Source organism: Burkholderia sp. NLJ2 (genome assembly GCF_049487195.1).
GTDB lineage: Bacteria > Pseudomonadota > Gammaproteobacteria > Burkholderiales > Burkholderiaceae > Burkholderia > Burkholderia pyrrocinia.
On the sequence record NZ_CP137808.1, the window covers coordinates 1,251,124 to 1,277,279 of the forward strand.

The window sequence follows — 26,156 nt, forward strand, 5'->3', positions numbered from 1 at the left end:
AACGGGCGGGGAGGCGGGAGGACGGTGCGGGGCGAAGCGGCGGCGCGGCCTGCAGGGGCCGCGCCGCGCGTGGGATGCCGTCAGTCGGACAGCGCGTCCGATGCGGCTTCGACGTCGTTGTGCGACGCGGTCGTGCGGATCAGCGGATCGCTGGTGCTCGGGCGGCCCGTCTCGACGTGGCCCGCGAAGCGGCGCAGGAAGCCGAGCGGCTTGCCGTCGCTGACGGTCAGGTCGTACCAGCCGTGGCTGCCGCGCAGGTCCCAGTAGTCGTCGACGTGCGTACCCGGCTTGAGGTCGAACTCGCGCGCATGGCCGTGGCCGTACGCGTTCGTCACCTTGAGCCGTACCGTCCGGTGGCCGCGGTTCATCAGGCGCAGCGTGATGTTGCCGTTCGCGACGTCGTAGCCGTAGATCACCTCGGGGTTGACGCTCGCGGGGCCGACCGCCGACGCGGCGGGGCTGCGGAAGTGGCAGTAGAAGCCGTTCGGGCCGTACACGTCGAGGTCGTACAGGCCGAGCGACGGCGCAGGGCTCCACGTGTCGGAGAGCCGCTTGCCGGCGTCGACCGTGTAGGTCCACGGGCCGTCGACGCGGTTGCGCGCCTGAACCTGGAACGCCGCGCCCGCGGTGCCGGTGTTCGCGAAGGTCAGCCGGAACTGGCCGCTCGCGTTGTCGATCCGCCCGTGCACGAACAGTTCGTACGGCAGCGCGCGCGCCGGACGCAGGCCGTGCTCCTGCTTCGGCAGATGCTGGACGACCGGCGGCACCGGGATGTAGTCGGGGTGACGGGTGCGGTCGGGCGGCGCGTAGCCGGTCGTGTCCGGGAGCTGCGGCCAGCTCGCGTCGGGCGTCGAGAAATCGAACGCGGACGTCAGGTTGCCGCACACCGTGCGGCGCCACGGCGACACGTTCGCCGCAGTGACCGCATGCTGCGCGCCGAACCGCGCCTCGATGAATTGCAGCAGCGACGTGTGATCGAAGGTCTGCGAGCAGACCCAGCCGCCCTTGGTCCACGGCGACACGACGAGCATCGGCACGCGCGGCCCGAGCCCGTACGGGCCGGCCATGTGCGACGCGTCGCCGGCGAACGCCTCGTTGGTCGTCGCGACCGTCGACAGCCCGTTGTCGCGCGACTGCGGCGCGAACGGCGGCGGCACGTGGTCGAAGAAGCCGTCGTTTTCGTCATACGTGATGAACAGCGCGGTCTTGCTCCACACGTCCGGGTTCGACACGAGCGCCTTCAGCACCTGCTCGATGTACCACGCGCCGTAGTTCGCGGGCCAGTTAGGGTGCTCGGAATACGCTTCCGGCGCGCAGATCCACGACACCTGCGGCAGCGTGCCGTTCTTCACGTCCTGCTGGAGCACGTCGAACAGCGTGCCGCCCGCGCTGATGTTGGTGCCGGTGCGCGCCTTGTCGTACAGCGGCGTGCCGGGCAGCGCGGTGCGGTACTGGTTGAAGTAGAGCAGCGCGTTGTCGCCGTAGTTGCCGATGTACGGGTTTTGCGTCCAGCCCCACGAGCCGTTCGCGTCGAGCCCCGTGCCGACGTCCTGGTAGATCTTCCACGACACGCCGGCCTGTTCGAGCACTTCCGGATAGGTCGTCCAGCCGTAGCCCCTTTCCTCGTTGCCGAGCACCGGGCCGCCGCCCGTGCCGTCGTTGCCGACGTAGCCCGTCCACATGTAATAGCGGTTCGGGTCGGTTGAGCTCGGGATCGCGCAGTGGTACGCATCGCAGATCGTGAACGCGTCGGCGAGCTGGTAGTGGAACGGGATGTCGTCGCGCTTCAGGTACGCCATCGTCGTGGTGCCCTTGTTCGGCACCCACTGGTCGTAGCGGCCCTTGTTCCACGCGGCATGCATGTCCTGCCAGCCGTGCGGCAGGTCCTGCAGGAACTGCAGGCCGAGCTTGTCCGTGCCCGGGTGGAACGGCAGCAGTTCGGCCGGGCCGACCGGCTGGTGGAACACCGACTTGCCGTTCGCGAGACGCAGCGCGCGCGGGTCGCCGAAGCCGCGGACACCGCGCATCGTGCCGAAGTAATGGTCGAACGAGCGGTTCTCCTGCATCAGGATCACGATGTGTTCGATGTCGCGGATCGTGCCGGTGCGGCGGTTCGCGGGAATCGCAAGCGCATCGCGGATCACGGGCGGAAAGAGGTTCAGCGCGGCGGCGCCGGCGGTGCCGGCGGCGACGCGCAGGAAATCACGACGGTTCGATCGGGTCATGGTCGTTATCGTGCGGTAAAGAGGGGAGCCGATTGGCAGGACCTACGGAAAGGGCGCGCCCGGGTCGCAGGATGCGGCTGCGCCGGTTCGTGCCGCCGCGAGCATAGCGAGGAATCGGTGTCATTCATGTGAAGTCCGGAAACGTTTGCACGTGAATCGGACCGGCATCGGAACGCGTATCGCCGGCGGTCATGGCGCAGCAGGGAAAGCAGGGAAAGCAGGAAAGCAGGAAAGCAGGAAAGCAGGAAAGCAGGAAAGCAGGAAAGCAGGAAAGCAGGAAAGCAGGAAAGCAGGAAAGCAGGGCGGCGCGCATGCGCGCCGGTGAAGCGGGGGGCGGTGCGGGCGCGTCAGGCGTCCGTCACCCACGCGCCGAACCATTCGCTCGGGCGCGCGATTTCGTCCTGCGCGGCGACGAGTTCGAGCTCGTAGCGGCGTGCATCGTAGGTGGCCTTCACGACCGCGTGCACGGCCGCGAGCGTGTGCTCGAACGCGGCGCGCACGGAATCGCCGCGCAGCCGGCGCGCGACGAAAACCGCGCTGGTCAGGTCGCCGACGCCGACCGGATGGCGCGGAAATGCGTACAGCGGGCGCTGGCCGATCCACGCTTCGGTTTCGGTGACCGCGAGCATGTTGAAGCGGTCGGCCGGACTGTTGCGGTCGTGCAGGTGCTTGACGAGGATGATCTGCGGGCCGCGGCGGATCAGCGCGCGGCACGCGTCGACGGCTTCGGCGACGGTTTCGATGCGCCGCCCGACGAGCTTCTGCAGCTCGGTGTGGTTCGGCGACATGCCGTCCGCGAGCGCGGGCATCTCCTGGACCATGAATTCCTCGACGCCGGGCTCCGGCCGGATGCCGCCCGTCTGGCCCATCGCCGGATCGCAGAAGTACCACGCGTCCGGATTCATCGTCTTCACCGTGCGCACGATCTCGACTGCCGCACGCGCCTGCGGCGGCGACCCGAGGAAGCCGGACAGCACGGCGTCGCAGCGCTTGAGCGCGCCGATCGCGGCGATCCCGTCGACGAGCTGCTCCATCTTCGCGGCATCGATCGCGCTGCCGGCCCAGTGGCCGTACTGCATATGATTCGACAACTGGACGGTATTGAGCGGCCAGACGTTGACGCCGAGGCGCTGCATCGGGAATACGGCCGCACTGTTGCCGGCATGGCCGTAAATGACGTGCGACTGAATGCTGAGGACGTTTTTCATGGGAATCGCCTGCACGCGTTTCAGGGTCACGTCACACGATACCCGAGTTCGTCGCGCGCGCGGAAGTCGCGCGGCCCCTGAGTGTTGCGTGCCGTCGTCAGCCGACCGCGTAGAATCGCGGGGCGCGGCACCGTCCGGCTGCCCGCGTGCGTTTCCAATCACCGTGATCGCCATGCTTCCGATTTGCAAGATGTTGTCCGTCGCGCGCGCCGCCCTGTTCGGCGCGGGCGTTGCCTTCGCTTGTGCGACTTCCGCGGCCGAAGCCGCCCCGGTGCCCGCCGGCAACGACGGGCCGGTGTTCGGCCCGCGCCTGGAGGGCTTTAGCTACCCGGAACCCGAGCACCGCTACGCGTTCGTGTCGCAGCGCGAAACCCTCGAGATGGTGTACATGGACGTGCAGCCGGCGCACCCGAACGGCCGCACCGTCGTGCTCCTGCACGGGAAGAACTTCTGTGCAGGGACCTGGGAAGACACGCTCGGCGTGCTGAGCCGCGCCGGCTATCGCGTGATCGCGCCGGACCAGATCGGCTTCTGCAAGTCGTCGAAACCCGATCGCTACCAGTACAGCTTCCAGCAGCTCGCGCGCAACACGCACGCGCTGCTGGAGTCGATCGGCGTGAAGTCGGCGACGATCGTCGGCCACTCGACGGGCGGGATGCTCGCGATGCGCTATGCGCTGATGTACCCGAAGGCGACCGACCAGCTCGTGCTCGTGAACCCGATCGGCCTGGAGGACTGGAAGGCGCTCGGCGTGCCGCCGCTGTCGGTCGACTACTGGTATGCGCGCGAGCAGAAGACGACGGCCGACGGCATCCGCCGCTACGAGCAGAGCACGTACTACGCGGGCAAATGGTCGCCGTCGTACGAGCGCTGGGTGCAGATGCTCGCCGGGATGTACCGCGGCGCCGGTCGCGATGCGGTTGCGTGGAACTCCGCGCTGATCTACGACATGATCCTCACGCAGCCGGTGGTCTATGAACTTGGCGCGATCCGCGTGCCGACGCTGCTCATGATCGGCGACAAGGACACGACCGCGATCGGCAAGGACGTCGCGCCGCCCGACGTGCACGCGAAGCTCGGCCGCTATCCGGAACTCGCGAAGCGCACTCAGGCGGCGATCCCCGGCGCGCAGCTCGTCGAATTCCCGGCGCTCGGGCACGCACCGCAGATCCAGGATCCGGACGCATTCCACAAGGCGCTGCTCGACGGGCTGGCGGCCGTACACCCGCAGTGATGCGGGGCCGGCCGCCGGCGACGCGTGCTCGCGCGGTCAGCGCGCTTCGTTCGCGAGTTCGTCGCGGATCTGCGCGGCCAGTTCGAACGAGCGCAGCCGCGCGGCGTGATCGTAGATCTGCGCGGTGATGATCAATTCGTCCGCCCCCGTCTGCGCGATGCGGTCGCGCAGCTTGTCGCGCACCGTGTCGCGCGAGCCGACCGCCGCGAACGACAGCGAATGCGCGACGTTGGCGAGTTCGAGCTCGTTCGCCTCGAGCGCGTCGACGGGCGGCGGCAGCTTGCCCGGCGTGCCGCGCCGCAGGTTGATGAACTGCTGCTGCAGCGACGTGAACAGCCGCCGCGCCTCGTCGTCGGTATCGGCCGCGAACACGTTGACGCCGACCATCGCGTGCGGCTTCGGCCATGCGGCCGACGGCCGGTACTGCGCGCGGTAGATCTCGAGCGCGCGCGTCAGGTAGTCCGGCGCGAAGTGCGACGCGAACGCGAACGGCAGCCCGAGCATCGCGGCGAGCTGCGCGCTGAACAGGCTCGAACCGAGCAGCCACACGGGCACGTCGAGCCCCGCGCCGGGCACCGCGCGCACGCGCTGGCCGGGCACCGGCTCCGCGAAGTAGCGCAGCAGCTCGGCGACGTCGTCCGGAAACGAGTCGGCGCTGCCGATCAGGTCGCGGCGCAGCGCGCGCGACGTGGTCTGGTCGGTGCCGGGCGCGCGGCCGAGGCCGAGGTCGATGCGCCCCGGATACAGCGACGCGAGCGTGCCGAACTGCTCGGCGATCACGAGCGGCGCGTGGTTCGGCAGCATGATGCCGCCCGACCCGACGCGGATCGTCTGCGTGGCGCCCGCGACATGGCCGATCACGACCGCGGTCGCCGCGCTCGCGATGCCGGGCATGTTGTGATGCTCGGCGAGCCAGTAGCGCCGATAGCCCCAGCGTTCCGCGTGCTGCGCGAGATCGACGGTGTTGCGGAACGCCTGCGAGGCGTCGGCGCCGGCCGGAATGGGGGCGAGATCGAGTACGGAAAACGGAGTCATCGGGTGGCCTTCGAAAGGGGGCGCGTGGTGATGCGCTGACGCAACAAATGCCAAGGATTTTGCCAAAGGGTTCCGGAACGTGCTGGGGGCGCGCCGATACCCATGCGCATGACAGGGATGCAGGGTCGACTTCGTTGATTGTTGCAAAAATCAATTCAATCGCTGACTAATTACCAATCTTTACCGCGATTGGATGTGAATCCGCATCGACCTACAAATTTGCACGAAACGTTTGATTTTCAAGACTGCAATACGCCTGCAAAGTGCTTACGCTAATGTGAACGCGGTTGCGCCCAAATGGTTCTCCGACTGCGCAGCTTTGCCGGAATTGCACCAGTCCGTTTCTCGTAGTGCCGAGCGCGGGGTGCCGCGGACTGCTAAAATCCGGCGCCTGCCCATGTTGTGCCGATGGTAGCTATTCGAATCTTCCCGCATCCCGTCCGGGCGTCGCGCGGAGATGCGCCACGCGAAGCCGGGCATGGCAACACCCGAAAACGGGTCGTGCCTCCCCCAAACACAGACGCTGCTGGAACAAGGAGTCGGGTCGTGCCCGCATTCGTCGTTGTCCGAATACCGCATTACGCTCAATCACGCGCAAGCGTTCGCCGTGGCGTTCTGGTCGCCGGGAGGCGTCGCGCATGACGCCAACGGCCACGCTGCTCGACTGGCTCCTGATCGCGTTCACGCTGGCCGCGGCCGGCTATGCGCTGGTCGCCGCCTTTGCGCCGCGGCCGCGCACGCCGCGCACGGCCGCGCGCGACGGCTTCGAGCCGGTCAGCGTGCTCAAGCCGCTGTGCGGCGCGGAGCCGCACCTGTACGAAAATCTCGCGACTTTCTGCGAACAGCGCCACCCGCGCCATGAAGTGCTGTTCGGCGTCGCGTCGGCGGCCGACCCGGCGGTGGCCGTCGTCGAGCGGCTGCGCGCCGACTATCCCGAGTGCGACATCACGCTCGTGATCGACGCGCGCGTGCACGGCAAGAACCTGAAGGTCAGCAACCTGATCAACCTCGCCGCGCGCGCGAAATACGGTCGCATCGTGATCGCGGACAGCGATATCGCGGTGAAGCCCGACTATCTGGAGCGCGTGACGGCGCCGCTCGCCGATGCGTCGGTCGGTGTCGTCACGTGCCTGTATCATGCGCGCAGCGTCGGCGGGTTCTGGACGCGAATCGGCGCGCAGTTCGTCGATGCATGGTTCGCGCCGTCGGTGCGGATCACGCACCTCGGCCGCTCGAGCCGCTTCGGCTTCGGTGCGACCCTCGCGCTGACGCGCGACACGCTCGACCGGATCGGCGGCTTTCTCGCGCTGAAGGACGAGCTGGCCGACGATTTCTGGCTGGCCGAGCTGCCGCGCCGCCTCGGGCGGCGCACCGTGCTGTCGGAGGTCGAGGTCGCGACCGACGTGATCGAGCCGTCGTTCGGGCCGCTGTGGCACCGCGAGACGCGCTGGCTGCGTACGATCCGGTCGCTGAACCCGGCCGGCTTCGCGTTCCTGTTCATCACATTTACCGTGCCGTGGCTCGCGATCGGCGCGGCGCTGGCGCTGCGTCTCGACGGGACGTTTGCGGGTACGCTGGCAGGTTCCGCGGCCGCCGTCGGCGCATTCGGGCGGCTCGTGCTGCATGCGCGCGGCGAGGACGGCTGGCGCGCGTTCTGGCGCGACCTGCCGCTCGTCGCGGTGCGCGACACGCTGCTCGCGCTCGAGTGGCTCGCGGCCGCGTTCGGCACGCATGTCGTGTGGCGCGGCGCGAGAATGACGGTCGTCGGCGGCGAACGCGCGACGGCGGCCGTGGAAGGGGCAGACGGCCGCTAGGGCCGCTCCCGGACGAACCTGGCCCGAGGGCCGAGACGCGCTGCGCGGCGAAGCCGCGCGACGCGACATGACAGAGAGAGGCGGGCGCCGGCAGGGCGGCCCGCGGTTTATTGACTGAATCGTTGAATCGAAACGAACTATGCAGGCTACCGGAGCATTCATGAAAACGCTGTTCTTGCAGGCCCCTTCGTATGACGGCTTCGACGGCGGAGCCGGCTCGCGCTACCAGGCGAAGCGCGAAATCCGTTCCTTCTGGTATCCGACGTGGCTCGCGCAGCCGGCCGCACTCGTGCCGGGCAGCCGCGTCGTCGATGCGCCGGCCGACGGCCTGTCGGTCGAGGAAACGCTGAAGATCGCGAACGACTACGATCTCGTGATCATCCACACGAGCACGCCGTCGTTCCCGACCGACGCGATGTTCGCGCAGGATCTCAAGAAGATGAAGCCGTCGATGCTGGTCGGCATGGTGGGCGCGAAGGTGATGGTCGATCCGCACAACTCGCTCACGGCGAGCGAGGCAATCGACTTCGTGTGCCGCGAGGAATTCGACTACACCTGCAAGGAAATCGCGGAAGGCAAGCCGTTCCCCGAGATCCAGGGCTTGAGCTGGCGCGCGAAGGACGGCTCGATCGAGCACAACGAAGCGCGTCCGATCCTCGAGAACATGGACGAACTGCCGTTCGTCGCGCCCGTCTACAAGCGCGACCTGAAGATCGACAACTACTTCATCGGCTACCTGAACTACCCGTACGTGTCGATCTACACGGGCCGCGGCTGCAAGTCGCGCTGCACGTTCTGCCTGTGGCCGCAGACGGTCAGCGGCCATCGCTACCGCACGCGCTCGGTCGAGAACGTGATCGCGGAAGCGAAGTGGATCCGCGACAACATGCCGGAAGTGAAGGAACTGATGTTCGACGACGACACCTTCACCGACGACCTGCCGCGCGCCGAAGCCATCGCCATCGGTCTGGGCAAGCTCGGCATGACGTGGTCGTGCAACGCGAAGGCCAACGTGCCGTACAAGTCGCTCAAGGTCATGAAGGAAAACGGCCTGCGCCTGCTGCTGGTCGGCTTCGAATCCGGCGACGACCAGATCCTCGTGAACATCAAGAAGGGCGTGCGCACCGATTTCGCGCGCCGCTTCAGCGCGGACTGCAAGAGGCTCGGCATCAAGATCCACGGCACCTTCATTCTCGGCCTGCCGGGCGAGACGCTGGAGACCATCAAGAAGACGATCGAGTACGCGAAGGAAATCAATCCGCACACGATCCAGGTCTCGCTCGCCGCGCCGTATCCGGGCACGACGCTCTACAAGCAGGCCGTGGAAAACGGCTGGATGGAAGAGAACAAGACCATCAACCTGGTGAGCAAGGAAGGCGTGCAGCTCGCGGCGATCGGCTACGCGCATCTGTCGCGCGACGAGATCTATCACCACCTCGAGCAGTTCTATCGCCAGTTCTACTTCCGTCCGTCGAAGATCTGGGAGATCGTCCGCGAGATGCTGACGAGCTGGGACATGATGAAGCGCCGCCTGCGCGAAGGCGTCGAGTTCTTCCGCTTCCTGCGCGCGCACGAGGCCTGATTCGTGGCGACGCAGCCGGCGGCGCGGGCGCTGATCTTCACCGCGGACGACTTCGGGCTGCACCCGCGCGTCAACGCGGCGGTCGAGCGTGCGCACCGCGACGGCGTGCTGAACGCCGGGAGCCTGATGGTCGGCGCGCCCGCCGCGCAGGATGCGATCGAACGCGCGCGGCGGCTGCCGTCGCTCGCGGTCGGCCTGCATCTCGTCCTCGCGGATGGGCCGGCCACGCTGCCCGCGCGTGACATTCCCGCGCTCGTCGGCCCCGACGGGCGGTTCGGCGACGCGATGGCGAAGGACGGCTGTCGTTTCTTCTTCCTGCCGCACGTGCGTGCGCAACTGCGCCGCGAGATCCGCGCGCAGTTCGACGCGTTCGCGGCGAGCGGCCTGCCGCTCGACCACGTGAACGCGCACAAGCATTTCCACCTGCATCCGACCGTGCTGTCGATGATCATCGAGATCGGCCGCGACTACGGGCTGCGCGCGGTGCGGCTGCCGTACGAGACGAGCGCGCCCGCGCTGCTCAAGCCGTGGATTGCGCTGGTGCGCGCGCGGCTCGACCGCGCGGGGCTCGCGCACAACGACTACGTGGTCGGGATCGAACACACCGGCGCGATGGACGAGGCCGTGCTGCTCGACGCGCTCGCGTCGCTGCCGCCGGGTGTCGGCGAGATCTACTGCCATCCGGCCGAGGCCGGCGACGGCCCGATCACGCCGACGATGGCCGGTTACCGTCCGGTCGACGAACTGGATGCGCTGCTGTCGCCGCGCGTCGCGGCCGCGCTGAAGGCCGCGGGCGTCGCGACCGGCGGTTTTGCCGACGTGTTCGGCCAGCGCGCGGCACGGCGCGGCACGCATGCGCCGCGCGCACCGGGAGCGCAGCCGTCATGACCAAGTGGATCAAGTGGCTCGGCTGGCCGATCGGCATCGGCATCCTGCTCGCGCTGGGGCTGCACGAAGGCGTCGGCGACGTGTCGCAGATGCTCGCGCGCGCCGGTTACGCGCTGCTGTGGCTCGTGCCGTTCCACGCGCTGCCGCTGCTGCTCGATGCGTATGCGTGGCACCTGCTGCTCGAGCGGCGCAGTTCGCTGCCGTTCCTGTGGTGGATCGCGACCGTGCGCGAGGCCGTGAACCGGCTGCTGCCCGTGGTCGGGATCGGCGGCGAGCTGGTCGGCATCCGGCTCGCGCGCTGGCAGGTGCCCGACGCGAGCCGCGTGACGGCGTCGGTGATCGTCGAGGTGCTCGTGACGATCGTCGTCCAGTATGCGTTCGCGGCGCTCGGTCTCGTGCTGCTGCTGTCGACGACGGACAACATGGGCGGCGGCACGATCGGCCTCGCGCTGCTGCTGACGCTGCCGTTGCCCGTGCTCGGCGTCGTGCTGATGCGGCGCGGCGGCATCTTCCATGCGATCGAGCGTTTCGCGGGCCGCCTGCTTGGCGATTCGCACCGGCTGCTGCAGGGCGTCGACGGCCGCCGGCTCGACGCCGACATCGACGGGCTGATGTCGCGCACCGGCCTGCTGTTCAGCGCATTCTTCTGGCAACTGGCCGGCTACGTGCTCGGTGCGCTCGAGATCTACTGGGCGCTCGCGCTGCTCGGCCATCCGGTGTCGATCGGCGGCGCGATCGCGATCGAGGCGATGACGCAGGCCGTGCGGCATGCCGCGTTCATGGTGCCGGGCGGCCTCGGCGTGCAGGAGGCAACCGTCGTGCTGCTCGCGCAGATGTTCGGCGTCGATCGCGAGACGGCGCTGTCGCTCGCGCTGGTCAAGCGCGGCCGCGAGGTGCTGTTCGGCTGCCTGGCGCTCGGTTCGTGGCAGCTCGCCGAACTCGTGCGCACGCGCCGCCGTATCGGCGTGCCGCGGGCCGTGCCGCGCGCGCCGCATCCGGCGAGCCGCACGCCTGAAACCGAAACTCAAACCGAAACGACGCATTGAACACGAGACGGGCTGCGCGCCCGTCTCGCGCTTTTGGCGTCGCGCGGGTATGCTTGCCGCGTGTTTTCTCGACGCGCAATTCTTCCGATGATTTTCCGTTTCCGGCTGCTTCCCGTGACGATGCTGGCCGCCGCGCTGGCGCTGACTGGCTGCGACGACAAGCAAGGTAACCTCGACGTGCAACGTATCAGGGACTTCTTCAACGCGATCAAGCCTGCGCCGCTGCTGCTGAAGGGGCTGAAGGTCGGCGAATCGACCGAGGCCGACGTACGCGGCACGATGGGCAAGCCCGAGACCGAGCGCGAGTTTACCGACGGCTCGAAGCGTTTCGAATATCCGCGCGGCCCGATGGGCAACCAGACGTGGTTCGTCGATCTCGATGCGAACGGCCGCTACACCGGCGCGACGCAGGTGCTGACCGCCGAGAATTTCGCGAAGGTGCGCCCCGGGATGAACGAGGACGAGGTGCGGCGCCTGCTCGGCAAGCCCGGCGACATCGCGCAGTATCCGCTGAAGCCCGAGACGGTCTGGAGCTGGCGCTGGCTCGAGGACGGCGTCAACACCGACGCGTTCTTCAACGTTCATTTCGGCCCGGACGGGCTTGTCTATACGACTTCGCGCTCCGACATCCTGAAAGGGCGGTGACGTTCACGCGCGGTGCTTCTCCAGCCATTCGCGCAGCGCGTCGTTCATGCGTGTCTGCCAACCGGGGCCGTCTGCCCGAAACGCGGCGAGGATGTCTGCGTCGTAGCGGATGCTGACCTGTTCCTTCGGGTGCTCGAGCTTCGGGCGCCCGAATTTTTTCGCGACGACCTCGACGAATGGCTCCATCGCATCGATTTCTTCGTCGCTGAGTTCATGGGCGTCCGGATCGGCGGCGATGCCGCGCGCGATCGCCGCTTCTTCCTCGGGCGTGTTGCGTATGAATTTAACCGCCTTCTTCATATCGAATCATCTCTCGGTTGTTGGCTTTTCGCAGACTGACGACACGCAGCGCGCGGCCGCGCGGGACGACGATCGCCGTGTGAAGGCGTGCGCCGATCGGCACCAGGCAGATCCACCGCGTCTCGCCGTAATCACGACGGACATCCGGCCACGCGCACGCTGCTTCCCACTCGGCGAATTCGGCCATTCGCAGCGATATGCCATGTTTCAGTCGGTTCGACAGATCCTTGGCATCATCGAAAACGAACGGAATTTCGACTAATTGTGGATGCGAAAACATGAGGTGGCAAGAAATTTTTGTAGATGCAAAAAGTAGGGTGCCGCCGCGGGTGGCATCGAATCGGCGCGCATCGCGTCGCGGGCATGAGCGAGCGATTGTGTGGCGTGGGTCGGGACGTGCCCATTCGGCCTGATGGCCAGTCCGGCGCTATATCGAAAAAGCGACCGGAAAATTGCAAAAAGTCCGCTTCCCTGCGTGTCATCCGACTGTCAGGAAGCGGCTTTTTTCCTTTTGAAACAGCGGCGTAGGCTGGGGTCGCAAATGGCGGGGCGGATTGCTGCGATGCAGCAATCGCATGCAAGGTGATTTGAGGCAATCAATTTCGCTTGCGACTATCCGCGTCAGCCCGGCGCGGGACAGGCATTCGCGTCGGCATCCATTCCAACTCTGGAGACGCGCGTGTTCCTTTACGGCTTTGGTCCTGTCCTCTGGGCCGGCACCGTGCAGACCATCGAGCTGTCGGTGCTGTCGCTCGCCACTGCGGTGGCGCTGGGGCTGATCGGCGCGGTGGCGAAGCTGTCGCACAACCGGGTGCTGCGAGCGATCGCGACCGGTTATACGACGCTGATCCGCTCGGTGCCCGATCTTGTGCTGATGCTGCTGCTGTTCTACAGCATCCAGATCTGGCTGAACCAGTTCACCGACCTCGTCGGCTGGGACCAGATCGATATCGACCCGTTCGTGGCCGGCGTGCTGACGCTCGGGTTCATCTACGGCGCGTACTTCACCGAGACCTTTCGCGGCGCGTTCCTGTCGGTGCCGCGCGGCCAGCTCGAGGCGGGTGCCGCATACGGGATGAGCGGCGCGCGCGTGTTCGCGCGGATCATGTTTCCGCAGATGATGCGCTTTGCGCTGCCCGGGATCGGGAACAACTGGCAGGTGCTCGTCAAGGCGACCGCGCTGGTGTCGATCATCGGCCTTGCGGACGTCGTGAAGGCCGCGCAGGACGCCGGCAAGAGCACGTTCAACATGTTCTTCTTCATCCTCGTCGCGGCGCTGATCTACCTCGCGATCACGACCGTTTCCAACCTCGTGCTGATCCAGCTCGAGAAGCGTTATTCCATGGGCGTGCGGCACGCAGAACTATGATCGAGATCCTCCAGGAATTCGGCAAGGCGTTCCTTTACTGGGACGGCCAGCGCCTCTCCGGCCTTGCGGTGACGCTGTGGCTGCTCGTTGCGTCGATTTCGATCGGCTTCGTGTGCGCGGTGCCGCTCGCGGTCGCGCGCGTGTCGAAGAAGAAGTGGGTGTCGATGCCCGTGCGGTTCTACACGTACGTGTTCCGCGGCACGCCGCTCTACGTGCAGTTGCTGCTGATGTACACCGGCATGTATAGCCTCGAATTCGTGCGTTCGCATTCGCTGCTCGACGCGTTCTTCCGCAGCGGCTTCAACTGCGCGATTCTCGCGTTCGCGCTGAATACCTGCGCGTACACGACCGAGATCTTCGCGGGGGCGATCCGCGCGATTCCGCACGGCGAGGTCGAGGCTGCGCGGGCATACGGGATGACGCCGTTCACGATGTACCGCCGCGTGATCCTGCCGTCGGCGCTGCGCCGCGCGCTGCCGCTGTATAGCAACGAGGTGATCCTGATGCTGCACGCGACGACCGTCGCGTTCACCGCGACCGTGCCCGACATCCTGAAGGTCGCGCGCGATGCGAATTCCGCGACCTACATGGCGTTCCAGTCGTTCGGAATCGCCGCGCTGATCTATCTTGCGGTATCTTTCGCACTCGTCGCGGCGTTTCGCCGTGCGGAGCGCCACTGGCTCGCGTATCTCGCGGCCGGCCGTCACTGATTTCAATTCGAGGAGAGCCAGATGGCCGAGATCACTCAAACGAGCGCTTCCGCTTCCACTTCCACCAAGCTTGCGGCGGTCGACATTCACAAGCGCTATGGCGACAACGAGGTGCTCAAGGGCGTGTCGTTGAACGCAAAGGCCGGTGACGTCATCAGCATCATCGGCGCGAGCGGCTCGGGCAAGAGCACGTTCCTGCGCTGCATCAATTTCCTCGAGCGGCCGAATGCGGGGCAGATCGTCGTCGACGGCGAGACCGTCCGCACGAAGACCGACCGCGCCGGTGCGCTCGAAGTCGCCGATCACAAGCAGCTTCAGCGGATCCGCACGAAGCTCGCGATGGTGTTCCAGCACTTCAATCTGTGGGCGCACATGAACGTGCTCGAGAACGTGATGGAAGCGCCCGTGCACGTGCTCGGCATTTCGAAGAAGGAAGCCGAGGAGCGCGCGCGCGAATACCTGGAGAAGGTCGGCCTCGCACCGCGCGTCGAGAAGCAGTATCCGTCGCACCTGTCGGGCGGCCAGCAGCAGCGTGTCGCGATCGCGCGTGCGCTCGCGATGCATCCGGACGTGATGCTGTTCGACGAGCCGACGTCGGCGCTCGACCCGGAACTGGTCGGTGAAGTGCTGAAGGTGATGCAGAAGCTTGCCGAGGAAGGCCGCACGATGATCGTCGTCACGCACGAGATGGGTTTCGCGCGCAACGTGTCGAACCACGTGATGTTCCTGCATCAGGGGCGGACCGAGGAAGAGGGCGATCCGAAGGAAGTGCTGGTGCGCCCGCAGAGCGAGCGGCTGAAGCAGTTCCTGTCGGGCAGCCTCAAGTAACGCGACAGGGCGGGTTTCATACGTGGTACCGGTGTCTCGTCCCGCAGGCGCCACCCGCACGACGCAGGTGGTGATCGTTGCCTTGCCGCCCGTGTCGATGTCGGGCGTGGGTCCGATCGTCGATGCGCTGAATCTTGCGAACGAGATCGACGGGCGGTTGCTGTACCGCTGGCAGGTGTGTTCGTGGGACGGGCGGCCCGTGACGCTCGCGGGCGGTGCGCAGTGGCATGCCGATGCGGCGTTCAACGATGCGATCGCGTGCGACTGGCTGATCGTCGTGTCCGAGCGGTTCCAGCAGTTCGCCGATTACCGGCTGTTTCTCGCGAGTCTCGCGCGGGTCGGGCAGCGCACGCCGGTCGTGACCGGCATTCACCACGGCGTGTGGTGGCTTGCGATGGCCGGGCAGCTTTCCGGTTATCGCGTGAGCGTGAACTGGGAGACGTATCAGCAGTTCGCCGAGCAGTTCGAGCGGTCGATCGTCACGCAGCAGATCTTCGAGATCGATCGGGACCGCGCGACGTGCGCGGGTGGGCAGGCTACCGTGGATTTCATGCTGGCCATGATTGGCCGGGAACATGGTGTCGATCTCGCCGAGAGGATCGCCGATGCGCTCGGTGCGGGGACGTTGCGGAGTGGCGAGGAACGCCAGCGGATTCCTTTTGTGACTGCGCCTGGCGAGCGGCATCCTCAGTTGAACGATGCGTTGCTGTTGATGGAAGCCAATATCGAGGATCCTTTGACTACCGATGAGATCGCCGGATTGGTGGGCGTTTCACGCCGGCAATTGGAGCGGCTCTTTCGGCAGTATCTTGGCGCGATGCCGTCGAAGTATTACCTCAATTTGCGGTTGCTCAAGGCTCGTACTCAGTTGCAGCGGACCAGCAAGTCGGTCGTGCAGGTCAGTCTCGCTTGTGGGTTTTCTTCTGCTGCGCATTTTTCCAATGCCTATCGGGAAAGGTTCGGGGTGACACCCCGGGAAGATCGGCGAGCGTGGCTCGAAAAGCAGACTGGCGGCGGCGCGGAGCCTCGGGGCGGCGCGCTTGTTGAGCGCGATGGGAAGGAGTGAGTTTTTGGGTGGATTGCTTGCGGTTTTCGTGAAGCACCTGTGATCGTGTCGGTCTATTAGCGTCGCCCCTGCGCGGGGCGGCGGTTACTTTTCTTTGTCTTGCCAAAGAAAAGTAACCAAAAGAAAGGCGCTGTGAGAACGCATGACTTCCCGGTGCCATAGCCATCGGAGTGGCCACCGCCTAAGTGTCCGCGCCAGTCAGGAGACCGGAGTGGTTCGAGCAATGGTTCTGACACCACTCACCACCCAACAGAGCGGTATACCGCCCGCCAGCTCCATCCTCGCTACGCTCGGCTGCAAGGTGCCTCAAGTCGCGTGGTGATGGTGTTTGCGGTGACCTTGCCAGGAGGCGTGCGACAAATGGACGACGACGGCGCACATCCGATCCCCAAGAGCAGCGATAGGGGTTAGCCGGCAAGACCCAAGTAGGGGGCGACGTATGGCTTGCAATAGAACAGCGTGGCGAACAACGTTACAACGAAAAACGCTCCGCCCCAGCGACGTCCCGACCATCGTTTATACGCTACCGCGTTTAATATCGCGCATGAGACAGCGGGCCATAACAGCATGGCGAACATACCCCACAGGAACTTCGCATGCGATGTGCAGTGTTCCATGTCGTTGCAACCTGTCGCATGTGATTTCACCTCGGGCCAATGGATGTGATTGAGGGAGTAGATGGTCACCCATGTGACGAGCAAGCCCCATATGAACCCCAGTACAGCGAGCACCATACGTTTCATTTCACTTCCCAGAAAAGGATTTCTTTGGAATTGGCAAGGTCGGAGAACCAGTTGTTGTTTGTCAGTGGGTTTCGGAATCGCGACATACCAATGCGGAAGCGTAAGAAACTTACGACGGATGGCGTAAGCGTGTCCTTGTTCCACAAGTCGATATGACCGCCGCTCAGTACGTCGGTCGAGTCGCCATCCTGTCGCCAGTAGCCGAAAAAGTAGATGATACCGGTTCGGTCTTTAACCCTGTCTTGCCAATCTCGGCCAGTGATGTCTTCAGGTTTGCCAAGGCCCAGGAACGGGCGAAGCTTTAACCATTCAGCCAGCTCGTACGCGCGTGTCGCTGTCGATTTGCCACCGAGTATCAGACGGCCTAACGTCTTCTTTCCCGGCATCGGCTTCAACACATTTTGCGAAAACGACTTCATGTCGCTTCCGATACTGTGAAACGTGACGCTCATGCGAATGGCGCATTGATTCTCATATTCGCCAGTAGGGTCGTCGTAGGGGTCTTTCTTCGGGTACGCGTTCCAAAGGTCTTGAAAGGACAGCGCTTGAAGCTGTACAGATTTCTTTGATTTTGGTGTGTTGTTCGTGCGGATCTTGGTGGATGGATTAGGCATGGCTTACCCCGGTGTGCTTTTGTGCAATTGCTTCGTCTCCCCAATAGACGGTGTAGTCTCCGGATCCGTCGCCGGTGTGGACGCGCGGTAGCTCGCCGCTCGCATCGAGCACGCCGGAATGGACGCGGCCGTCTGCCGTCTCGATGTAGTAGGGGGAGCCTATCCGAAACTTTGTGTGCGAGGCATAAACTGGCGACCAAGGAGCCACTTTTATGCCACGCAAACGCAAGGAAGAAGTGACGATCGAACCGGGCAAGGGCTTGAACCTGGACCCGGAACTGATCAAGCAACTGGTGCCCGGAACGCTGGACCGGGCGACGATCAACGAGCAGCTTGCCGCGCTCAAGAAGGCGATCTTCGAGCGGGCGCTGGGCGGCGAACTGACCCACCATCTCGGCTACGAGAAGGGCGAGGCCAAGCCGTCGGACAGCACGAACCACCGCAACGGCACCAGTCGCAAGCGCATCACGACCGACGACGACCTGCTCGACGTCGAGATTCCGCGTGACCGCGAAGGAACGTTCGATCCGGTGCTCATTGCCAAGGGCGAGCGACGTTTTACCGGCTTCGACGACAAGATCATCGCGATGTACGCGCGCGGCATGAGCGTGCGGGAGATTCAGGGGTTCCTGCTGGAGATGTACGGCATCGAGGTATCGCCGGACTTCATCAGTACAGTGACCGACGCGGTGATCGACGAAGTGCGTGAATGGCAGCAGCGGCCGCTCGAGCCGATGTATCCGGTCGTGTTCTTTGACGCCTTGCGCGTCAAGATTCGCGACGAAGGCGTGGTCCGCAACAAGGCGATCTACTTGGCGCTCGGCGTGCGCCGCGACGGCACACGTGATGTGCTCGGCCTCTGGATCGAGCAGACCGAGGGCGCCAAGTTCTGGCTGCGGGTCGTCAACGACCTGAAACTGCGTGGCGTGCAGGACATCCTGATCGCCGTGGTCGACGGCCTGAAGGGCTTCCCGGAAGCGATTAACACCGTGTTCCCGGAAACGACGGTTCAGACCTGCATCGTGCATCTGATCCGCAACTCGCTGGACTTCGCGAGCTGGAAAGATCGCAAGTCGGCTGCCGCCGCGCTCAAGGAGATCTACCGGGCACCGACGGCCGAGGCGGCCGCCGTGGCGCTGGACGCGTTCGACGCTGGACCGTGGGGCACGAAATACCCGCCAATTGCCGCGCTCTGGCGGCGAGCCTGGGAGCAGGTGATTCCCTTCTACGCGTTCGCGCCGGACATCCGGAAGATCATTTACACCACGAACGCCATTGAGTCGCTGCACATGCAGCTTCGCAAGATCATCAAGGCGCGCGGCCACTTCCCGTCGGACGAGGCCGCGCTGAAGCTGATCTGGCTGGCGCTGCGCAACGTCGTTGCCAAGTGGACCGGCTCCCGGCACGATTGGAAGAGCGCGATGACCCAGTTCGCGCTGCTTTACCCAGAGCGCTTTAGTATCGGAATCTGAGTTTTAACCCGCCTCACACACGAAATTCCGGATACCTCCAGTAGGGGTAACCCTCCGGCCCCTGGGCAGCACTGCCGCTAGTCTTCGCTTCGACCTGCTCATCAAATGCGCCTTTCTTGATCGACACGACGGGACCCGTTATCGTTCGGCTCGAAATGACCTCCCCGAGACCCTTTAGCCCATCATCACACCATGCTTCACCGGCAAGCAAAGCAGTGATGCTCGGCGGAGTCGAGCAGCCGCACAGGACAATATCGCGGTCTAGCGCGACTTCTCCTTGAAACTTGAGTCGATATGGCCCGCCAGCCTTTGCGATGATGCCGGTGCTCTGACATGCGACGCAGAACGCACTACCGCCAATCAAGGCTGCTTGATGCCTGTGGACCAGGAACGGTGGTCCGCTGTATGGGCTAATTGTTCCGCCGCTTGAAAGGCTGTCGCCCACAACTGCAATTCTTCTATTCATCGTTTGGCCCTCGCGGAAAGTCACAATCGTATCGGCACGGCGCAAGTGCGCATCTCGATATTGTTCGAGGTGCTTGAGATGGTGTGATCGCGCCGTTTGCGTGATTTGCCGACTGGTGCTCGTCTGCTCCGCCTCATCAAGCAATGTGCTGACTGCGTCATTCGTGTGGGCGGTGAGAGCGACGGGCTGCTTGTGCATCGATTTCGTGGCGTCGCGTGCGTGCTTTGATTTGCGGAGCTGATCGACCAACGGCACCGCTTGAGGGATGCGCACCTTGCAGCCGAGCGTAGCGAGGATGGAGCTGGCGGGCGGTATACCGCTCTGTTGGGTGGTGAGTGGTGTCAGAACCATTGCTCGAACCACTCTGGTTTCCTGACTGGCGCGGACACTTAGGCGGTGGCCACTCCGATGGCTATGGCACCGGGAGGTCATGCGTTCTCACAGCGCCTTTCTTTTGGTTACTTTTCTTTGGCAAGACAAAGAAAAGTAACCGCTGCCCCGCGCAGGGGCGACGCTAATAGACCGACACGATCACAGGTGCTTCACGACACCCCAAGCGACCCACCAAAAAAACCACCCTGACACCAAATCCCGCAGCCCCCGCCCTGGAAGGGCAAAATAGCAGTAGAAAAAGGGGCTTCCGATAGAACCCGTCGCAATTCCGCAAGACGCTTGCGTCACCCTTACCTAAACTTGATCCTGTTGAACCCTCTTACGAAACCGAAAGGAACGACCATGACGACCTCGACCGTGAACCGCCAGACATTCGACGAAGTGATGGTGCCGGTATTTTCCCCCGCCCCGTTCGTGCCGGATCGCGCAGAGGGCTCCCGCGTGTGGGACACGGCCGGCCGCGAGTACATCGATTTCGCCTGCGGCATCGCAGTGACGTCGCTCGGCCACGGCCACCCGGAACTGCTGAAGGTCCTGGACGAACAAGGCCGCAAGCTCTGGCACATCGGCAACGGCTACACGAACGAGCCGGTGCTGCGCCTCGCGAAGCGCCTCGAATCGCTGACCTTCGCCGACCGCGCATTCTTCGCGAACTCGGGCGCGGAAGCGAACGAAGCCGCACTGAAGCTCGCACGCCGCGTCGCGTTCGATCGCCACGGCGCCGAAAAAGCAGAAATCATCTCGTTCGTGCAGTCGTTCCACGGCCGCACGTTCTTCACGGTCAGCGTCGGTGGCCAGCCGAAATACTCGGAAGGCTTCGGCCCCGTGCCGGCCGGCATCACGCACCTGCCGTACAACGACATCGAAGCCGCGAAGGCAGCGATCGGCCCGCAAACCTGCGCAGTGATCGTCGAGCCCGTGCAGGGCGAGGGCGGTGTGATCCCGGCCGATCCGGCCTTCCTGAAGGCGCTGCGCGAAGCCTGCGACGCCAACGACGCACTGCTGATTTTCGACGAAGTGCAAACGGGCGTCGGCCGCACGGGCCAGTTCTACGCATATATGGACACGGGCGTCACGCCGGACATCCTGACGACCGCGAAGGCGCTCGGCAACGGCTTCCCGATCGGCGCGATGCTGACGACGAACGAACTGGCCGCGCACTTCAAGGTCGGCGTGCACGGCACGACGTACGGCGGCAACCCGCTCGCATCGGCGATCGCCGACAAGGTCGTCGAACTGATCGGCGACCCGGCACTGCTCGAAGGCGTGCGCGAACGCAGCGTGCGCCTGAAGGGCGCACTCGAACGCATCAACGCGCGCTTCGGCATCTTCAAGGACATCCGTGGCAAGGGCCTGCTCGTCGGCGCGGAACTCACCGCCGCGTTCGACGGCCGCGCGAAGGACTTCGTGACTGCCGCCGCCGAGAACGGCCTGATCATGCTGATCGCCGGCCCGAACGTGCTGCGCTTCGTCCCGTCGCTGGTGATCCCGTTCGATCTGCTCGACGAAGGCGTCAAGCGCTTCGAGAAGGCCGTCGAACAAGTGCTCGCCGCACAGGAAGCCACCGCGCGCTGATCGGCGCACCCATCGCAGACAGGAACGACGATGCTATTTGTTCGCCCCGGCAAACTCACGGATCTCGATGCGCTCGCGCACATGGCGCGCACCGCGCAGCCGGTCCTGCACTCGCTGCCGCACGACCGCGCGGCGCTCGAAGCGCGCGTGGCGCTCTCCGAGGATTCGTTTCGCGCGGACGTCGACTTCGCCGGCGAGGAGTTCTACCTCTTCGTGCTCGAGGATTCGTCGACGGGCAAGCTGCTCGGCACGGCGAGCATCGTCGCCGCGGCCGGCTACTCGGAACCGTTCTATGCGTTCCGCAACGACGCACTGATCCACGCGTCGCGCGAGCTGCACGTGAACCGCAAGATCCACGCGCTCACGATGTCGCACGAACTGACCGGCAAGAGCCGGCTCGCCGGCTTCTACGTCGATCCGTCGCTGCGCGGCGACGCGGCCGCGCACCTGATCTCGCGCGCCCGGATGATGTACATCGCCGCGAACCGCCGCCGCTTCACGCCCGAAGTGTTCACGCTGCTGCTCGGCGTCAGCGACGGCAACGGTGCATCGCCGTTCTGGGAAGCGGTGGGCCGCAAGTTCTTCGGCCGCAACTTCACCGACGTCGACATCGCATCGGGCGGCCGCAGCCGCACGTTCATCGCGGAAGTGATGCCGGCCTATCCGATCTACGTGCCGCTGCTGCCGGAAGCCGCGCAGCGCGTGCTCGGCGAGCCGAACGAGACGGCACTGCTCGCGTACGACATCCATCTCGAGGAAGGCTTCGAACCGGACCGCTTCGTCGACATCTTCGACGCGGGCCCGGTGCTGACCGCGCAGGTCGACCGCACCGCATGCGTGAAGCACGGCGCGGAGCGCGTCGTGCGCGAGGCCGCGCACCAGCAGGGCGACGTCGCGTACATGGTGTCGACAGGCAGCGGCGAATCGTTCCGCTGCGTGCTGACCGACCTGCCGGGCGATACGGGTGACGCGCCGCTTGCCGGCGACGTGCGCGCGGCGCTCGATGTGAAGGATGGCGACGTCGTGCGCTGCGTGCCGCTGCACCGCCGCGACGATGAAGATTTGAAGGGAGACGCAGCATGATCGTCGTTCGGGTCGTACAAACGGGCGACGTCGATGCGCTCGTGTCGCTTGCGAAGGAAACCGGGCCGGGCCTGACCACGTTCAAGCCCGACCGCGACGCGCTCGCCGCGCGCATCGAGCGCACGCGCCGCACGCTGGCGGGCGAGGCCGCGCCCGGCGAAGCCGGCTACTTCTTCGTGATGGAAGAGTCGACAACGGGCGACATCGCGGGCGTGTGCGGGATCGAATCGCAGGTCGGCCTCGAACAGCCGTTCTACAACTATCGCGTGAGCACGGTCGTGCACGCGAGCCAGGAACTCGGCGTGTGGACGCGGATGTCCGCGCTGAACATTTCGCACGACCTGACGGGTTATGCGGAAGTGTGCTCGCTGTTCCTGAGCCCGCGCTATCGCACGGGTGGCGTCGGCGGCCTGCTGTCGCGCTCGCGCTTCATGTTCATCGCACAGTTCCGCGAGCGCTTTCCGGAACGCATCTGCGCGGAATTGCGCGGCCACTTCGACGAAGACGGCACGTCGCCGTTCTGGCGCGCAGTCGGTTCGCACTTCTACCAGATCGATTTCAACGCGGCCGACTACCTGAGCTCGCACGGCCGCAAGTCGTTCCTCGCGGAACTGATGCCGCGCTATCCGGTGTACGTCGACCTGCTGCCGAAGGATGCGCAGGACGCGGTCGGCCTCACGCACCGCGACACGCTGCCGGCCCGCAAGATGCTCGAGGCGGAAGGGCTGCGCTATCAGAATCACGTCGACATCTTCGACGCGGGCCCCGTGCTCGAATGCCACGTCAACGACTTGCGCACGGTGCGCGAAAGCGTCGTCGTACCGGTCGCGATCGGCGTGCCCGACGCGCGGGATGGCACCCCGAAGTCGCTCGTGTCGAACACGTCGCTCACCGATTTCCGCGTCGGCGTCGCGCCGGGTGTGGTCGCGAACGGCGCGTTCGTGCTGTCGGCCGACGATGCCGTCGCGCTCGACGTGAAGGCCGGCGATCCGGTCCGCGTGCTGCCGCTCAAAGTCAAACAGGGATAAACGAATCATGACGGAACTCTTCATCGACGGCGCCTGGGTCGCAGGCTCGGGCCCCGTCTTCGCTTCGCGCAACCCGGGCACCGACGAGATCGCATGGCAGGGCGACAGCGCGTCGGCGGCCGACGTCGACCGTGCGGTCGCGAGCGCGCGCCGCGCGTTCGCCGGCTGGTCGGCGCTCGACTTCGAATCGCGCTGCGCGATCGTCAAGCGCTTCGCGGCATTGCTCAACGAACGCAAGGAAGCGATCGCGACGGCCATCGGCCGCGAGACGGGCAAGCCGCTGTGGGAAGCGCGCACTGAAGTCGCATCGATGGCCGCGAAGGTCGGCATCTCGATCCAGGCCTACCAGGAACGCACGGGCGAGAAGCGCCAGGACATGGCCGACGGCGTTGCGGTGCTGCGCCACCGCCCGCACGGCGTCGTCGCAGTGTTCGGCCCGTACAACTTCCCCGGCCACTTGCCGAACGGCCATATCGTGCCCGCGCTGATCGCCGGCAACACGGTCGTGTTCAAGCCGTCGGAGCTTGCGCCGGGCGTCGCGCGCGCGACAGTCGAAGTGTGGAAGGAAGCGGGGCTGCCGGACGGCGTGCTGAACCTCGTGCAGGGCGAGAAGGACACGGGCATCGCGCTCGCGAACCATCGGCAGATCGACGGGCTGTTCTTCACGGGCAGCTCGGATACCGGCACGCTGCTGCACAAGCAGTTCGGCGGCCGTCCGGAGATCGTGCTCGCGCTCGAGATGGGCGGCAACAACCCGCTCGTGATCGGCGAGGTCGAGGACATCGACGCGGCCGTGCATCACACGATCCAGTCGGCATTCCTGTCGGCCGGCCAGCGCTGCACGTGCGCGCGCCGCATCTTCGTGCCGCAGGGCGCGTTCGGCGACCGCTTCCTCGCGCGTTTCGCCGACGTCACGTCGAAGATCACGGCCGACGTGTTCGACGCCGATCCGCAGCCGTTCATGGGCGCGGTGATCTCGGCGCGCGCGGCGGCGAAGCTGGTCGACGCGCAGTCGCGCCTGATCGAGCAGGGCGCGAAGCCGGTCATCGCGATGACGCAGCGCGATCCGCGCCTCGGTTTCGTGAACGCGGCGATCGTCGACGTGACGGGCGTGGCGAACCTGCCCGATGAAGAACATTTCGGCCCGCTCGCGCAGATCGTCCGCTACACGACGTTCGACGAAGCGATCGAGCGCGCGAACGACACGGCGTTCGGCCTGTCCGCCGGCCTGCTGGCCGACGACGCGCGTGTCTGGGAGCACTTCCGCCGCACGATCCGCGCCGGGATCGTCAACTGGAACCGGCCGACCAACGGTGCATCGTCCGCCGCGCCGTTCGGCGGCACGGGCCGCTCGGGCAACCATCGCCCGAGCGCGTACTACGCGGCCGACTATTGCGCGTATCCGATGGCGTCGGTGGAAAGCACGCAACTGACCTTGCCCGCGAGCCTGTCGCCGGGCCTGCATTTCTGATCGAGGGAACGACGATGAACGCACAAGAAGCCAATTTCGACGGGCTCGTCGGCCCGACCCACAACTACGCCGGGCTGTCGTTCGGCAACGTGGCGTCGCTCAACAACGAGAAGTCGGCCGCGAATCCGAAGGCTGCCGCGAAGCAGGGGCTGCGCAAGATGAAGCAGCTCGCGGATCTCGGTTTCGCGCAGGGCGTGCTGCCGCCGCAGGAGCGGCCGTCGCTGCGCCTGTTGCGCGAGCTCGGCTTCTCGGGCAAGGACGCGGACGTGATCGCGAAGGCCGCGAAGCAGGCGCCCGAGTTGCTCGCCGCGGCGAGCTCGGCGTCGGCGATGTGGACCGCGAACGCGGCCACCGTCAGCCCGTCGGCCGATACGAGCGACGGCCGCGTGCACTTTACGCCGGCGAACCTGTGCAGCAAGCTGCATCGCGCGATCGAGCACGACGCGACGCGCCGCACGCTGTCGACGCTGTTCGCCGATCCCGCGCACTTCGCGGTGCACGAGGCGCTGACGGGCACGCCGGCGCTCGGCGACGAAGGCGCCGCGAACCATACGCGCTTCTGCGCCGAATACGGCAAGCCGGGCATCGAGTTCTTCGTGTACGGCCGCGCGGAATACCGCCGCGGCCCCGAGCCGAAGCGTTTCCCGGCACGCCAGACCTTCGAGGCGAGCCGCGCGGTCGCGCATCGCCACGGGCTCGCCGAAGAAGCGACGGTCTATGCGCAGCAGGATCCGGACGTGATCGACGCGGGCGTGTTCCACAACGACGTGATCTCGGTCGGCAATCGCGACACGCTGTTCACGCACGAGCGCGCGTTCGTCAACAAGCAGGCGATCTACGACACGCTGACCGCCGCGCTCGACGCACGCGGCGCGCGCCTGAACGTGATCGAGGTGCCGGAAGCTGCCGTGAGCGTGAACGACGCGGTGACGTCGTATCTGTTCAACAGCCAGCTGCTGTCGCGCGCCGACGGCTCGCAAGTGCTCGTCGTGCCGCAGGAATGCCGCGAGAACGCGAACGTCGCGGCTTATCTCGACGAGCTCGCGGCCGGCAACGGCCCGATTCACGACGTGCTCGTGTTCGACCTGCGCGAAAGCATGAAGAACGGCGGCGGCCCCGCGTGCCTGCGCCTGCGCGTCGTGCTGAACGAAGCGGAGCGCGCGGCCGTCACGTCGAACGTGTGGATCAACGACACGCTGTTCGCGTCGCTCGACGCGTGGATCGACAAGCATTATCGCGACCGTCTCGCACCGGAAGACCTCGCCGATCCGGCGCTGCTCGACGAATCGCGCACGGCGCTCGACGCGCTCACGCAGATCCTGCGCGTCGGTTCGCTGTATGACTTCCAGCGCTGAGGCACC

At 65.6% G+C, this 26,156-nt stretch carries 24 protein-coding genes; 17 read left to right on the top strand and 7 right to left on the bottom strand.

Features of this window, described 5'->3' with window-relative positions:
• Positions 1 to 80: 80 nt before the first annotated feature.
• Complete coding sequence (locus R9B84_RS05855) at positions 81 to 2,225, bottom strand: phosphocholine-specific phospholipase C (protein WP_423759551.1); 2,145 nt, start codon at positions 2,223 to 2,225, stop codon at positions 81 to 83.
• Between the two features lie 151 nt (positions 2,226 to 2,376).
• Between R9B84_RS05855 and R9B84_RS05860 the strand changes: the two genes are divergently transcribed.
• Entirely contained in the window at positions 2,377 to 2,550 is a 174-nt protein-coding gene (locus R9B84_RS05860; RefSeq protein WP_423759552.1) for a hypothetical protein, read from the top strand.
• A 22-nt stretch (positions 2,551 to 2,572) separates the two neighbouring features.
• Here the strand turns inward: R9B84_RS05860 and pdxY are convergent, their stop codons facing one another.
• A complete protein-coding gene (gene pdxY / locus R9B84_RS05865) occupies positions 2,573 to 3,433 on the bottom strand; it encodes a pyridoxal kinase PdxY (RefSeq protein WP_047900216.1) in 861 nt (286 codons plus the stop codon).
• 172 nt (positions 3,434 to 3,605) lie between these two features.
• Here pdxY and R9B84_RS05870 point away from each other — a divergent pair, with 172 nt between their 5' ends.
• Positions 3,606 to 4,667, top strand: coding sequence for an alpha/beta fold hydrolase (locus tag R9B84_RS05870; RefSeq protein ID WP_423759553.1), 1,062 nt, complete (start codon positions 3,606 to 3,608; stop codon positions 4,665 to 4,667).
• A 36-nt stretch (positions 4,668 to 4,703) separates the two neighbouring features.
• Here R9B84_RS05870 and R9B84_RS05875 read toward each other — a convergent pair whose 3' ends face one another.
• Entirely contained in the window at positions 4,704 to 5,702 is a 999-nt protein-coding gene (locus R9B84_RS05875; protein ID WP_423759554.1) for an LLM class flavin-dependent oxidoreductase, read from the bottom strand.
• Positions 5,703 to 6,340: 638 nt separating this feature from the next.
• Between R9B84_RS05875 and hpnI the strand changes: the two genes are divergently transcribed.
• The 5 genes from hpnI (at position 6,341) to R9B84_RS05900 (ending at position 11,677) form a co-directional block, all read left to right on the top strand.
• Entirely contained in the window at positions 6,341 to 7,516 is a 1,176-nt protein-coding gene (hpnI, locus tag R9B84_RS05880) for a bacteriohopanetetrol glucosamine biosynthesis glycosyltransferase HpnI (protein ID WP_065500428.1), read from the top strand.
• 139 nt (positions 7,517 to 7,655) lie between these two features.
• Positions 7,656 to 9,098: a hopanoid biosynthesis associated radical SAM protein HpnJ gene (gene hpnJ, locus R9B84_RS05885; RefSeq protein ID WP_423759555.1), complete on the top strand. Its 1,443-nt coding sequence runs from the start codon at positions 7,656 to 7,658 to the stop codon at positions 9,096 to 9,098.
• Between the two features lie 3 nt (positions 9,099 to 9,101).
• Positions 9,102 to 9,986, top strand: a complete 885-nt coding sequence (gene hpnK / locus R9B84_RS05890) for a hopanoid biosynthesis-associated protein HpnK (RefSeq protein WP_423759556.1) — start codon at positions 9,102 to 9,104, stop codon at positions 9,984 to 9,986.
• A complete protein-coding gene (locus R9B84_RS05895) occupies positions 9,983 to 11,032 on the top strand; it encodes an HpnL family protein (protein WP_423759557.1) in 1,050 nt (349 codons plus the stop codon). Before hpnK ends, R9B84_RS05895 begins: the two co-directional genes overlap by 4 nt.
• 87 nt (positions 11,033 to 11,119) lie before the next feature.
• Positions 11,120 to 11,677, top strand: coding sequence for a lipoprotein (locus R9B84_RS05900; RefSeq protein WP_047900222.1), 558 nt, complete (start codon positions 11,120 to 11,122; stop codon positions 11,675 to 11,677).
• 3 nt (positions 11,678 to 11,680) lie between these two features.
• Here R9B84_RS05900 and R9B84_RS05905 read toward each other — a convergent pair whose 3' ends face one another.
• Together R9B84_RS05905 and R9B84_RS05910 are read right to left on the bottom strand one after the other, a co-directional pair.
• Positions 11,681 to 11,977 carry a BrnA antitoxin family protein gene (locus tag R9B84_RS05905; protein ID WP_423759558.1) on the bottom strand — a complete coding sequence of 99 codons (297 nt, stop codon included), beginning with the start codon at positions 11,975 to 11,977 and terminating at the stop codon, positions 11,681 to 11,683.
• Entirely contained in the window at positions 11,961 to 12,257 is a 297-nt protein-coding gene (locus R9B84_RS05910) for a BrnT family toxin (protein ID WP_423759559.1), read from the bottom strand. The genes R9B84_RS05905 and R9B84_RS05910 overlap by 17 nt, the downstream gene beginning before the upstream one ends.
• Before the next feature lie 399 nt (positions 12,258 to 12,656).
• On the opposite strand from R9B84_RS05910, the gene R9B84_RS05915 reads away from it, so the two are divergent.
• The 4 genes from R9B84_RS05915 to R9B84_RS05930 are packed head-to-tail and all read left to right on the top strand — an operon-like array spanning position 12,657 to position 15,950.
• Positions 12,657 to 13,346, top strand: a complete 690-nt coding sequence (locus R9B84_RS05915) for an ABC transporter permease (protein ID WP_069745783.1) — start codon at positions 12,657 to 12,659, stop codon at positions 13,344 to 13,346.
• Positions 13,343 to 14,056: an ABC transporter permease gene (locus R9B84_RS05920; RefSeq protein WP_423759560.1), complete on the top strand. Its 714-nt coding sequence runs from the start codon at positions 13,343 to 13,345 to the stop codon at positions 14,054 to 14,056. Before R9B84_RS05915 ends, R9B84_RS05920 begins: the two co-directional genes overlap by 4 nt.
• 21 nt (positions 14,057 to 14,077) lie before the next feature.
• On the top strand, positions 14,078 to 14,884 hold the full coding sequence (locus tag R9B84_RS05925) for an ABC transporter ATP-binding protein (RefSeq protein ID WP_423759561.1): 807 nt from the start codon (positions 14,078 to 14,080) through the stop codon (positions 14,882 to 14,884).
• Positions 14,885 to 14,906: 22 nt separating this feature from the next.
• Positions 14,907 to 15,950, top strand: a complete 1,044-nt coding sequence (locus R9B84_RS05930) for a GlxA family transcriptional regulator (RefSeq protein WP_423759562.1) — start codon at positions 14,907 to 14,909, stop codon at positions 15,948 to 15,950.
• A 739-nt stretch (positions 15,951 to 16,689) separates the two neighbouring features.
• Here R9B84_RS05930 and R9B84_RS05935 read toward each other — a convergent pair.
• On the bottom strand, positions 16,690 to 17,307 hold the full coding sequence (locus tag R9B84_RS05935) for a type VI secretion system amidase effector protein Tae4 (protein ID WP_423759563.1): 618 nt from the start codon (positions 17,305 to 17,307) through the stop codon (positions 16,690 to 16,692).
• 212 nt (positions 17,308 to 17,519) lie between these two features.
• Between R9B84_RS05935 and R9B84_RS05940 the strand changes: the two genes are divergently transcribed.
• Entirely contained in the window at positions 17,520 to 18,779 is a 1,260-nt protein-coding gene (locus R9B84_RS05940; RefSeq protein ID WP_027787261.1) for an IS256 family transposase, read from the top strand.
• Positions 18,780 to 18,792: 13 nt separating this feature from the next.
• Here the strand turns inward: R9B84_RS05940 and R9B84_RS05945 are convergent, their stop codons facing one another.
• Positions 18,793 to 19,608 carry a PAAR domain-containing protein gene (locus tag R9B84_RS05945; protein WP_423759564.1) on the bottom strand — a complete coding sequence of 272 codons (816 nt, stop codon included), beginning with the start codon at positions 19,606 to 19,608 and terminating at the stop codon, positions 18,793 to 18,795.
• 372 nt (positions 19,609 to 19,980) lie between these two features.
• Between R9B84_RS05945 and R9B84_RS05950 the strand changes: the two genes are divergently transcribed.
• The 5 genes from R9B84_RS05950 to astB are packed head-to-tail and all read left to right on the top strand — an operon-like array spanning position 19,981 to position 26,150.
• Positions 19,981 to 21,213: an aspartate aminotransferase family protein gene (locus R9B84_RS05950; protein ID WP_423759565.1), complete on the top strand. Its 1,233-nt coding sequence runs from the start codon at positions 19,981 to 19,983 to the stop codon at positions 21,211 to 21,213.
• Between the two features lie 30 nt (positions 21,214 to 21,243).
• Positions 21,244 to 22,296: an arginine/ornithine succinyltransferase subunit alpha gene (aruF, locus tag R9B84_RS05955; protein WP_262542075.1), complete on the top strand. Its 1,053-nt coding sequence runs from the start codon at positions 21,244 to 21,246 to the stop codon at positions 22,294 to 22,296.
• A complete protein-coding gene (gene astA / locus R9B84_RS05960) occupies positions 22,293 to 23,324 on the top strand; it encodes an arginine N-succinyltransferase (protein ID WP_423759566.1) in 1,032 nt (343 codons plus the stop codon). Before aruF ends, astA begins: the two co-directional genes overlap by 4 nt.
• Positions 23,325 to 23,331: 7 nt before the next feature.
• Complete coding sequence (gene astD / locus R9B84_RS05965) at positions 23,332 to 24,795, top strand: succinylglutamate-semialdehyde dehydrogenase (protein ID WP_423759567.1); 1,464 nt, start codon at positions 23,332 to 23,334, stop codon at positions 24,793 to 24,795.
• A 14-nt stretch (positions 24,796 to 24,809) separates the two neighbouring features.
• Positions 24,810 to 26,150: an N-succinylarginine dihydrolase gene (gene astB, locus R9B84_RS05970; protein WP_423759568.1), complete on the top strand. Its 1,341-nt coding sequence runs from the start codon at positions 24,810 to 24,812 to the stop codon at positions 26,148 to 26,150.
• Positions 26,151 to 26,156 lie beyond the last annotated feature (6 nt).

Bases quoted from the DNA above. Each gene is read 5' to 3' on its own strand.
- R9B84_RS05905 (WP_423759558.1), bottom strand. From the start codon at position 11,977: ATGAAGAAGGCGGTTAAATTCATACGCAACACGCCCGAGGAAGAAGCG.
- hpnI (WP_065500428.1), top strand. From the start codon at position 6,341: ATGACGCCAACGGCCACGCTGCTCGACTGGCTCCTGATCGCGTTCACG.
- R9B84_RS05870 (WP_423759553.1), top strand. From the start codon at position 3,606: ATGCTTCCGATTTGCAAGATGTTGTCCGTCGCGCGCGCCGCCCTGTTC.
- R9B84_RS05940 (WP_027787261.1), top strand. From the start codon at position 17,520: ATGCCACGCAAACGCAAGGAAGAAGTGACGATCGAACCGGGCAAGGGC.
- R9B84_RS05875 (WP_423759554.1), bottom strand. From the start codon at position 5,702: ATGACTCCGTTTTCCGTACTCGATCTCGCCCCCATTCCGGCCGGCGCC.
- R9B84_RS05910 (WP_423759559.1), bottom strand. From the start codon at position 12,257: ATGTTTTCGCATCCACAATTAGTCGAAATTCCGTTCGTTTTCGATGAT.
- hpnJ (WP_423759555.1), top strand. From the start codon at position 7,656: ATGCAGGCTACCGGAGCATTCATGAAAACGCTGTTCTTGCAGGCCCCT.
- R9B84_RS05925 (WP_423759561.1), top strand. From the start codon at position 14,078: ATGGCCGAGATCACTCAAACGAGCGCTTCCGCTTCCACTTCCACCAAG.
- R9B84_RS05950 (WP_423759565.1), top strand. From the start codon at position 19,981: ATGACGACCTCGACCGTGAACCGCCAGACATTCGACGAAGTGATGGTG.
- R9B84_RS05855 (WP_423759551.1), bottom strand. From the start codon at position 2,225: ATGACCCGATCGAACCGTCGTGATTTCCTGCGCGTCGCCGCCGGCACC.
- pdxY (WP_047900216.1), bottom strand. From the start codon at position 3,433: ATGAAAAACGTCCTCAGCATTCAGTCGCACGTCATTTACGGCCATGCC.
- R9B84_RS05895 (WP_423759557.1), top strand. From the start codon at position 9,983: ATGACCAAGTGGATCAAGTGGCTCGGCTGGCCGATCGGCATCGGCATC.
- R9B84_RS05920 (WP_423759560.1), top strand. From the start codon at position 13,343: ATGATCGAGATCCTCCAGGAATTCGGCAAGGCGTTCCTTTACTGGGAC.
- R9B84_RS05935 (WP_423759563.1), bottom strand. From the start codon at position 17,307: ATGCCTAATCCATCCACCAAGATCCGCACGAACAACACACCAAAATCA.
- R9B84_RS05900 (WP_047900222.1), top strand. From the start codon at position 11,120: ATGATTTTCCGTTTCCGGCTGCTTCCCGTGACGATGCTGGCCGCCGCG.
- astA (WP_423759566.1), top strand. From the start codon at position 22,293: ATGATCGTCGTTCGGGTCGTACAAACGGGCGACGTCGATGCGCTCGTG.
- aruF (WP_262542075.1), top strand. From the start codon at position 21,244: ATGCTATTTGTTCGCCCCGGCAAACTCACGGATCTCGATGCGCTCGCG.
- astD (WP_423759567.1), top strand. From the start codon at position 23,332: ATGACGGAACTCTTCATCGACGGCGCCTGGGTCGCAGGCTCGGGCCCC.
- astB (WP_423759568.1), top strand. From the start codon at position 24,810: ATGAACGCACAAGAAGCCAATTTCGACGGGCTCGTCGGCCCGACCCAC.